Annotated in this window: 8 protein-coding genes; 7 read left to right on the top strand and 1 reads right to left on the bottom strand. The window is 70.2% G+C overall.

Going from position 1 to position 8866, the window contains the following annotated elements; all coding sequences use genetic code 11:
* The first annotated feature begins 148 nt into the window (after positions 1–148).
* From phnH to phnN, 7 genes are read left to right on the top strand one after another with little or no spacing between them, the layout of a single operon-like run.
* Positions 149–763, top strand: coding sequence for a phosphonate C-P lyase system protein PhnH (gene phnH, locus FV222_RS00940; RefSeq protein WP_147812661.1), 615 nt, complete (start codon positions 149–151; stop codon positions 761–763).
* Complete coding sequence (locus FV222_RS00935; RefSeq protein WP_147812660.1) at positions 754–1875, top strand: carbon-phosphorus lyase complex subunit PhnI; 1122 nt, start codon at positions 754–756, stop codon at positions 1873–1875. The genes phnH and FV222_RS00935 overlap by 10 nt, the downstream gene beginning before the upstream one ends.
* Complete coding sequence (locus FV222_RS00930) at positions 1872–2753, top strand: alpha-D-ribose 1-methylphosphonate 5-phosphate C-P-lyase PhnJ (RefSeq protein ID WP_147812659.1); 882 nt, start codon at positions 1872–1874, stop codon at positions 2751–2753. Before FV222_RS00935 ends, FV222_RS00930 begins: the two co-directional genes overlap by 4 nt.
* A complete protein-coding gene (gene phnK / locus FV222_RS00925) occupies positions 2750–3568 on the top strand; it encodes a phosphonate C-P lyase system protein PhnK (RefSeq protein WP_246685263.1) in 819 nt (272 codons plus the stop codon). Before FV222_RS00930 ends, phnK begins: the two co-directional genes overlap by 4 nt.
* On the top strand, positions 3565–4269 hold the full coding sequence (gene phnL, locus FV222_RS00920) for a phosphonate C-P lyase system protein PhnL (RefSeq protein ID WP_147812658.1): 705 nt from the start codon (positions 3565–3567) through the stop codon (positions 4267–4269). Before phnK ends, phnL begins: the two co-directional genes overlap by 4 nt.
* Positions 4270–4300: 31 nt before the next feature.
* Entirely contained in the window at positions 4301–5443 is a 1143-nt protein-coding gene (locus FV222_RS00915; protein WP_147812657.1) for an alpha-D-ribose 1-methylphosphonate 5-triphosphate diphosphatase, read from the top strand.
* Positions 5443–6693 carry a phosphonate metabolism protein/1,5-bisphosphokinase (PRPP-forming) PhnN gene (gene phnN, locus FV222_RS31965; RefSeq protein ID WP_348644923.1) on the top strand — a complete coding sequence of 417 codons (1251 nt, stop codon included), beginning with the start codon at positions 5443–5445 and terminating at the stop codon, positions 6691–6693. The genes FV222_RS00915 and phnN overlap by 1 nt, the downstream gene beginning before the upstream one ends.
* A gap of 502 nt (positions 6694–7195) precedes the next feature.
* On the opposite strand, the gene FV222_RS00900 is transcribed toward phnN, so the two are convergent.
* The gene (locus FV222_RS00900; protein WP_348644924.1) at positions 7196–8830 is read right to left on the bottom strand and encodes a calcineurin-like phosphoesterase family protein; all 1635 of its coding nucleotides are present in this window, start codon (positions 8828–8830) and stop codon (positions 7196–7198) included.
* Between the last annotated feature and the right edge of the window lie 36 nt (positions 8831–8866).

The raw sequence follows: 8866 nt of genomic DNA, 5'->3' as shown, positions 1-8866 counted from the left end.
CGCACTGGCAGCGCCCCGAGGCACGGCCCGCCCTGGAGGCGGCACTGGACGCCATCGCCGGGCGCCGGGCGGAAGCGGTGCGGCGGTGCGCCCGCAAGACCGCGGCGACGCGGGTGAACTTCTTCACCCTGGCGCGGGGAGAGGATTGATGGCGCACGCCCTCGCTCACGGCTTCGCCGATCCCGTCCACGAGGGCCAAGCCGTGTTCCGCGCCGCGATGGAGGCGCTGGGCCGGCCCGGCCGGATCCGCCCGCTGGCCACGACCCTGGCGCCGCCCGCTCCCCTCATTCCCGAGCTTGCGGCCCTGGCCCTGGCGCTGACTGATGCCGACACGCCGGTCTGGCTGGACGCGCCGCTGCGGGCCGAGCCGGCGGTCGCCGACTTCCTGCGTTTCCACACCGGAGCGCCCATCGTCGGCGCGCCGGGACAGGCGGCCTTCGCGCTGATCGCAGATCCCGCCGGCTGCCCGGATTTCACGGACTTCGCGCAGGGCACCCTCGCGTATCCCGATGCCTCCACCACCCTGATCCTCGCCGTCGAGACCCTGTCCGACGCGGCAGGGCCGGCCTTCGCGGGGCCGGGCATCCGCGGCACCGTGCGCCTCGATGCCGGCCCCCTGCCCGCTGACTGGACGTCGCGCTGGGCCGCGAACCATGCGGGCTTCCCGCAAGGAATCGACCTGTTGTTCGTCGCTTCCGCGCGCCTCGCTGGGCTCCCGCGCTCGGCGCGTCCCGTCGCTCCGGAGGCCCTGCCATGTACGTAGCCGTGAAGGGTGGCGAGGCCGCCATCGACAACGCCCACCGGCTGCTGGCCGAGGTCCGGCGCGGCGATCCGGCCGTACCCGAACTCACGGTGGCGCAGATCCGCGAGCAGATGCGCCTCCTCGTCGACCGAGTGATGACCGAGGGCTCCCTTTACGACCCGGATCTGGCCGCCCTCGCCCTGAAGCAGGCGCGGGGCGACGTGGTCGAGGCGGTGTTCCTGGTGCGAGCCTACCGCACGACGCTGCCGCGCTTCGGCGCCACCGAGCCCGTCGACACCGGGGCGATGACGCTCGCGCGGCGCATCTCCGCCACCTTCAAGGACCTGCCCGGCGGCCAGGTGCTCGGCCCGACTTTCGACTACACCCACCGCCTCGTCGATTTCGCCCTGGCCGACGGCGCCGTCCCTGAACCGGCCGGCGAAGCCGAGCCCGAGCCGGATGCCGCGGCCTGCCCGCGGGTCACCGATCTTCTCGGCAAGGCCGGCCTGCTCGAGCCATCGCCCCCGGACGCGGGTGCCCCGGTCGGCGACCTCACCCGCGAGCCGGTGGATTATCCCGCCGACCGGGCGGTCCGGCTCCAGGGGCTGGCGCGGGGCGACGAGGGCTTCATCCTGGCGCTTGGCTACTCGACGCAGCGCGGCTACGGCCGCACCCATCCCTTCGTTGGCGAGATCCGGGTCGGGGCGGTGGAACTCGAATTCACGCCGGAGGAGCTCGGCTTCCCGGTCAGTCTCGGCACGGTCGACCTGACCGAGTGCCAGATGATCAACCAGTTCCACGGGAGCGGCGCGGTGCCGCCGCAATTCACCCGGGGCTACGGCCTCGTCTTCGGCCAGGGCGAGCGCAAGGCCATGGCGATGGCGCTGGTCGACCGCTCGCTCCGGGCCGCCGAACTCGGCGAGGCCGTGGTGGTGCCGGCCCAGGACCAGGAATTCGTGCTGGCCCATTGCGACAGCCTGCAGGCGACGGGTTTCGTCGAGCACATGAAGCTGCCGCACTACGTCGACTTCCAGGCCGAACTCGAACTTGTCCGGCGCCTGCGCGCCGAGCACGCCGCCCGGGCAGCCGAGCCGGTCCAGGACGATCCCACCCTACGGGAGGCCGCTGAATGAACCCGCAAGGTACCGTCACGGTCTCGGCCGGCACCGGCTACAACTTCGCCTATCTCGACGAGGGCACGAAGCGGATGATCCGCCGGGCCATCCTCAAGGCCATCGCGATCCCTGGTTACCAGGTTCCCTTCGCCGCCCGCGAGATGCCGATGCCCTATGGTTGGGGCACCGGCGGCGTACAGGTCACCGCCGCGATCCTCGGCGCAGCGGACGTCCTCAAGGTCATCGACCAGGGTGCCGACGACACCACCAACGCGGTCTCGATCCGCCGCTTCTTCACCGCCACCGCCGGAATCGCCACGACGACGCGGACGGCAGAGGCCACGGTGATCCAGACCCGCCACCGCATCCCGGAGGCGCCGCTGACCGAGGGGCAGGTCCTCGTCTACCAGGTGCCGATCCCCGAGCCCTTACGCTTCCTTGAACCCCGCGAGACCGAGACGCGCCAGCTCCACGCGCTGGCCGAGTACGGCCTCATGCACGTGAAGCTCTACGAGGATATCGCCCGCCACGGCCACATCGCCACCACCTACGCCTACCCGGTGGAAGTCGCCGGTCGCTACGTGATGGACCCCTCCCCGACCCCGAAATTCGACAACCCGAAGATGGACGACTGCCCCGCCCTCCAGCTCTTCGGGGCGGGCCGCGAGAAGCGCATCTACGCGATCCCGCCCTACACCCAAGTGCGCAGCCTCGACTTCGAGGACCACCCCTTTCGGGTCCAGAGCTTCGACCGCCCCTGTGCCCTCTGTGGCGCCGAGGGCGTCTACCTCGACGAGGTCGTCCTCGACGATGCCGGCGGGCGAATGTTCGTTTGCTCGGACACCGATCATTGCGAGACCTGCCGCGCCGACGGCCACACCGGAGAGGCCGCGTGATCGCACCCTTGCTTCCCGATCCTTCGCTTCCCGATCCTTCGCTTCCCGAGCCCTTGCTTACGGTCGAGGGCCTGACCAAGCGCTACGGCCACCGCCGCGCCTGCGACGGCATCGGCTTCACCCTCGATCCCGGCGAGGTCCTGGCGGTGGTCGGCGAGTCTGGCTCCGGCAAGTCGACCCTGCTGTCGCTCATCGCCGGCGAGGTCGCGGCCGAGGCCGGCTCCGTTTCCTACCGCATGCGCGACGGTGCCGTCCGCGACCTCGCGACCCTGAGCGAAGCCGAGCGCCGGGCCCTGATGCGAACCGACTGGGGCTTCGTGCGCCAGGACGCGACGCAGGGCCTGCGCATGGCGGTCTCGGCCGGGGGCAATGTCGGCGAGCGCCTGATGGGCGTGGGTGATCGCCATTACGGCCGCATCCGCGCGACCGCCCTCGATTGGCTCGCCCGCGTCGAGATCGCCGCCGACCGGGTCGACGACCCACCGACGCGCTTCTCCGGCGGCATGCGCCAGCGCCTGCAGATCGCCCGTAACCTCGTCACCGCGCCTCGCCTCGTGCTCATGGACGAGCCGACTTCGGGCCTCGACGTCTCGGTCCAGGCCCGCCTCCTTGACATGATTCGGGGGCTGGTGGCCGAACTCGGCCTCGCGGTGATCATCGTCACCCACGACTTGGCCGTGGCGCGCCTGCTCTCGCACCGCGTCCTCGTGATGCGGGCTGGCCGGGTCATCGAGACCGGCTTGACCGACCAGGTCCTCGACGACCCGCAGGCCGCCTACACCCAGCTCCTCGTCTCCTCGGTGCTCGCCGCATGACGCCTTTCCTCGCCTTCGAAGACGTGGCCAAGAGCTTCACCCTGCACCTGCGCGATGGGGCGGTGCTCCCCGTCATCGCGGGGGCCAGCCTGGCGGTCCATTCCGGAGAGTGCGTCGTGCTCGGCGGCGCCTCGGGAGCGGGCAAGTCCTCGCTCCTCAAAATGGCCTACGGCAATTACCGCTGCCCGCAGGGAGCCGTCTGGGTCCGCGACGGCGCCCGTGCGGTCAACCTCGCCGCGGCCGCGCCGCGCGAGATCCTGGCCCTCCGCCGCACCACCCTGTCCTACATCTCGCAGTTCCTGCGGGTGATCCCCCGGGTCGGCGCCCGCGCCGTGGTGGAGGCTGCCGGGATCGAAGGCGGGCTTACCCCCGAGGCGGCCCGCACCCGGGCCGGCGACCTGCTGACCCGCCTCAACGTGCCCGAGCGCCTGTGGGCGCTGCCCCCGGCCACCTTCTCGGGGGGCGAGCAGCAGCGGGTGAACATCGCCCGGGGCCTCATCGCCGCGCGGCCGATACTGCTCATGGATGAGCCCACCGCATCCCTGGACGGCGCGAACCGGGCCGTGGTGGTGGACCTCATCGCCGAGAAGCGCGCGGCCGGCACCGCCATCCTCGGCATCTTCCACGATGCGGACGTGCGCGAAGCGGTGGCGACGCGGATTGTCGACGTCTCCGCCTTCCGTGGAGCATTGGCGGCATGAGCCAGACAGCGATCGACCGGGAGCACACAGTATGACGGACCGGGTCGAGATCCTCGAGAATGCGCGCCTCGTTCTGCCCGACCGGGTCGAGACCGGCTGGATCGCCGTGGTCGATGGGCGCATCGCCGAGATCGGCACCGGCTCGGCCCCCGAGCGCGGCCTCGATTGCGCGGGCGACACCCTCATCCCGGGCCTCGTCGAACTCCACACCGACCACCTGGAGAGCCACTATGCCCCGCGCCCCGGCGTGCGCTGGCACCCCCTTGGGGCGGTCCTGGCCTACGACGCGCAGATCGCGGCGTCCGGCATCACCACGGTGTTCGATTCGCTGCGCGCCGGCACCGACCCGGACGGGAGCGGTCTCGGGACCGAACTGGAGCTCCTCGCCGCCGCGCTGGCGGAGGCGCAAGACGCGGACCTGTTCCGGGCCGAGCACCGTACGCACCTGCGCTGCGAGATCCCCTCCACCGACGTGGTCGAGACCGTGCGCGCCTTCGCCGAGCGCTACGCCATCGGGCTGCTGTCGCTGATGGACCACACGCCGGGCCAGCGCCAGTTCCGGGATGTCGCCAAGTACTACGTCTATGCCGGGCGCGGCGGCCGCTCCCTGGAGGAGATCAAGCTCAGCACCGAACGCAAGATGCGCGAAGGACGCGCTCTCAACGCGGTCAATCGTCCCGCCCTGGTGGCGCTCGCCCGCGAACGCAGCATCCCGCTTGCCAGCCACGACGACACCACCCTAGCCGACGTCGCCCTATCGCGCGCCGAATCGGTGGCGCTCGCCGAGTTCCCCACCACCTTGGAGGCGGCGGAGGCCTCGCACGCGGCCGGCATCACCGTGATGATGGGGGCACCCAACCTGATCCGCGGCGGCTCGCATTCGGGCAACGTCGCAGCCCACACCCTGGCGGAGGCCGGCTATCTCAGCATCCTGTCCTCGGACTACGTGCCGGCGAGCCTGCTGATGGCGGCCTTCGGGCTACCCGAGCGCGTGCCCGGCATCACCCTGCCCGAGGCCGTCGCCACGGTGACGGCCAACCCCGCCCGCGCCACTGGCCTGACCGATCGCGGCCGGCTGGAGCCGGGCCTGCGCGCGGACCTCGTCCGGGTCCGCCTCGCCCGGGGCGTGCCTGTGGTGCGCCAAGTCTGGCGCGCCGGCGCGCGGGTGGTGTGATGCCCGGCGGCTTCGTCCTCGTGGTCGGCCCGAGCGGGGCCGGCAAAGACACTCTGTTGCGGCTGGCGCGGGACGCGCTCGGCGGTGATGCCCGCTTCCACTTCCCGCGCCGCCTCATCACCCGGGCGCCCTCGGCCCACGAGGACAACGTCGCGGTCACGGAGGAGGCCTTTTCCGTGGGCGCTGCCTCCGGCGCCTTCGCCTTGCACTGGCGAGCGCACGGTCTCGGCTACGCGATCCCCCGCGAAACGCTTGAGGCGGCTCGGGCCGGGCGGGTGGTGGTCTGCAACGTCTCCCGCCGGATCGTCGGCGAGGCCCGGCGGACCCTGCCGCATGTCGGTGTCGTGGCCATTACGGCATCGCCCGAAGTGCTCGCCCAGCGCCTCGCCGCTCGCGCCCGGCCGGAGGATGGCAATTTACGCAGTCGCCTCGACCGCGTCGCCCCACTCGAGGCCGAATGCATGATCTGGAACGACCGCGCCCCGGAGATCGGAGCTGCCAAGCTGACCACGTATCTGCGCGAGCAGGCAGCCTCAGTGCCACCGCGACACGAAGTTCACACGCTGTCCTCGTGTCGGTCGATGTCGGAGCCTGACATGGCACTGAAAGAGCGGCTTCGCGGCCTCAAGTCCCTTGCCGGTCCCTTCGCGCCATTCGAGGTTGGCGCCGCCCCGGATGACCCACGCGGTCTTTTCGAGGCATGGCTCTCCGATGCGATCGATCGGGGCATACCCGAAGCCCATGCCATGACGCTCTCGACTGTCGATGAGCAGGGCTACCCTGATGCCCGCGTCTTGATCCTCAAGAACGTGGATGCCGATGGGTGGCACTTCGCCAGCACGAAGCTCAGTCCCAAAGGCCGCCAGATCGCCGCCCGGCCCCGCGCCGCCCTGACCTTCTACTGGCAACCACTCGGCCGGCAGGTCCGCCTGCGAGGTCCGGTGATCGAAATGGGTCGAGAGATCTGTGAGGCGGACTTCTTGGCCCGCCCCATCGGTTCGCGTGCGGGCGCTCTGCTCGCCCGGCAGAGCGACGTCCTCGTCAGTGACGCAGCATTGGATGCGGGCTTGGCCGAGCAGCGGAGTCGGATCGAGGCCGACCCATCCACGGTATCACCGACCTGGGCGGTCTACGTCGTCAAGCCGGATGAGGTCGAGTTCTGGCAGGCGGACGAGGAACGCAGACACACGCGTTTGCGATACCGGCAAGAGAACCAAGGAGGCTGGACGCGCGAGCGCCTGTGGCCGTGATATTTCTTGGGCTAGGATGAAGCCACGTGACGGGCTGTTACAGAACGTAATCGCATGGGGCAGGGATGTTAGCTCTGATACACTCTTCGGCCCCAAGCGGACGGGCAGAAGGCCAGGCATGACCGCCGGGGGTTGAGCTCCGCGCACAGGACCTCGGTGGCCTGTCTACTCTGATGTGACACCCACGAGGTTCCTGAAGCGAACCATCCGAGGGTCAGAGAAAGGATGCGAGCGGACGCAGAGTGTGGGTCCGATCCATAAGATTTCGGTCAATACGCGCGATGGTCACCTTCGTTGCCGAACGTGCGGGAAGCCGATGGCGGTGACCCCTGCGCCACAAAAAACCCGCCGCGGCGGTATGCCGGACGGGATGAGGTTCGGCGCCGGGTCTCGGGGGGAAAGCGCCGTTGAACGGCCGCTACGACCGACCGTGGGACACGCTGATGACGGGCACGATCCTCGGTCGTCTGGGCACAGAGGTAGGGGCCAACGAGCCCGGGGGTCATGCACCGGTGACTTCGATGATCATCGCCTCGTGCCGTGCCCGTCCGTACTCGTCCAGGACCTCGACGTCCGCGCGGTGCGTCCCCGTCCCGAGATCCGAAGGCAGCCGGGCGACCCAGACGTGCGATGAGGGGATCGCCGACACCCAGAGCTTCTTCGTGTCCGCATTGCGCGCGAAGACCTGCGTCACGAACGGATCGGGCTGCCGCTTCCTCAGCATCGGGACGGCCGCGCGTCCGCCGCCGAGCCGCAAGGTAACCCGCGTCCGGGGTCCGCCATCGAACACGTTGACCACGAGGTCGGTCGATCCGACGGCCTCGACCGGGATCGGAGAGCCGAGCAGGCGCTCGACCGTATAGGCTCGGGCGAGTTCCGGAGTGCGGGCGTTGTACTGGCTATCGAGGGTAATCCGCATCGCCCGGTCCGGTTCGGAGGCGGCGACGAAACGTGTGGTGTAGCCTGCGCCGTCGATGGAGAGGACGTGGTAGCCGTTGGGCGTGCCATCCCGACTGTCGGCGCAGGCGATGCCGCGCCGGTCGTAGGGACCGCTCCACCACGATCCCGACACGGCCGTCAGGACGTGGTGATGATGCGTGCCGTCGCCACCGAGGTAATGGTGCTCGGTCGTGTGGGTGTGGCCGGCCACGCTGAGGCTCGGCCGTCCGGCCAGCAGGGCGAGGAGGACGTCGCGGTCGACGGTCGTGTTGGCCGGGTCCGCCGGGGCCCAATCCGTGATGAGCGGGATGTGCATGCCGATGACGACGAGGCGATCCTTCGGCCAGTCGCGCAGGATGTTCTCGACGAAGGTGAGCTGACGGTCGCCGAAGCGGCCCTCGTAACGGCCGCCGCGGGCACCGGGGGCAGCCGTGCCGATACCGAGGTAACGCACGTTGTCGAGCATCAGGAACAGCGCCTGGCCGTGCTCGAAGGCATAGTACGGCGCACCGTAGACCCGCTTGAACGTCTCCCGGCTGAGATCCGCGTCGGGCGCCTCGAAGTTCAGGTCGTGGTTGCCGCCGACGTGCCACCACGGGATGCCGACCCGGCCGATCATGCGATTGTAGCGTGGATAGAGCGAGAGATCGTCCGAGACGATGTCGCCCATCGTCATGCCGAAGGCAGCGGACGTGCCGAGGACGCTGGTCAGGGCGGTATCGCGCACGAAGGCGAGTTCGGCCTCGCTCGCGGGTTGCGGGTCCGTAAACAACAGAACGTCGAACGCTGAGGGCTCGTCGACACGCCGTAACGGGAAGTCGAGCGATTCCGGGAGCGCGCCCGTCGGTGCGAGGCCAGGGTAGCGAAAGCCGAGTTCGGTAGGGGTGCCATCGGGCCGATGGATATAGGAGAAGCGCGGAAGGTTGGTCGCGTCGAGCGGAACGCGGTAGCCGGATGGCTTGACGACGAACACGGTATCGCCGTCCGTGACGGCGAGGCGGTAGCGCCCGCTTTCGTCCGTACGCACGACGTCCCGTCCGTTCGAGACGGCGACGCCCGGCAGGCCCGGGTCGCCGATCTGCCTGCGTCCCGCCCCGGAGCGGTCCTCGAACACGACGCCGCTGGCGGTCACGGAGCCTTCCGGCCGGTCGGGCGCCGTGCTCCGTGCGAACGCCGGTGCGGCGAGCGTCGCGGCCATCGCCCCGAGCCCTGACACGGCCGCACGTCGGGTCAT

This window comes from Methylobacterium sp. WL103, from assembly GCF_008039885.1.
Lineage (GTDB): Bacteria > Pseudomonadota > Alphaproteobacteria > Rhizobiales > Beijerinckiaceae > Methylobacterium > Methylobacterium cerastii.
The sequence above is the reverse complement of the archived record's forward strand: the minus strand, read 5'-3'. Positions and strand labels throughout refer to the sequence as shown.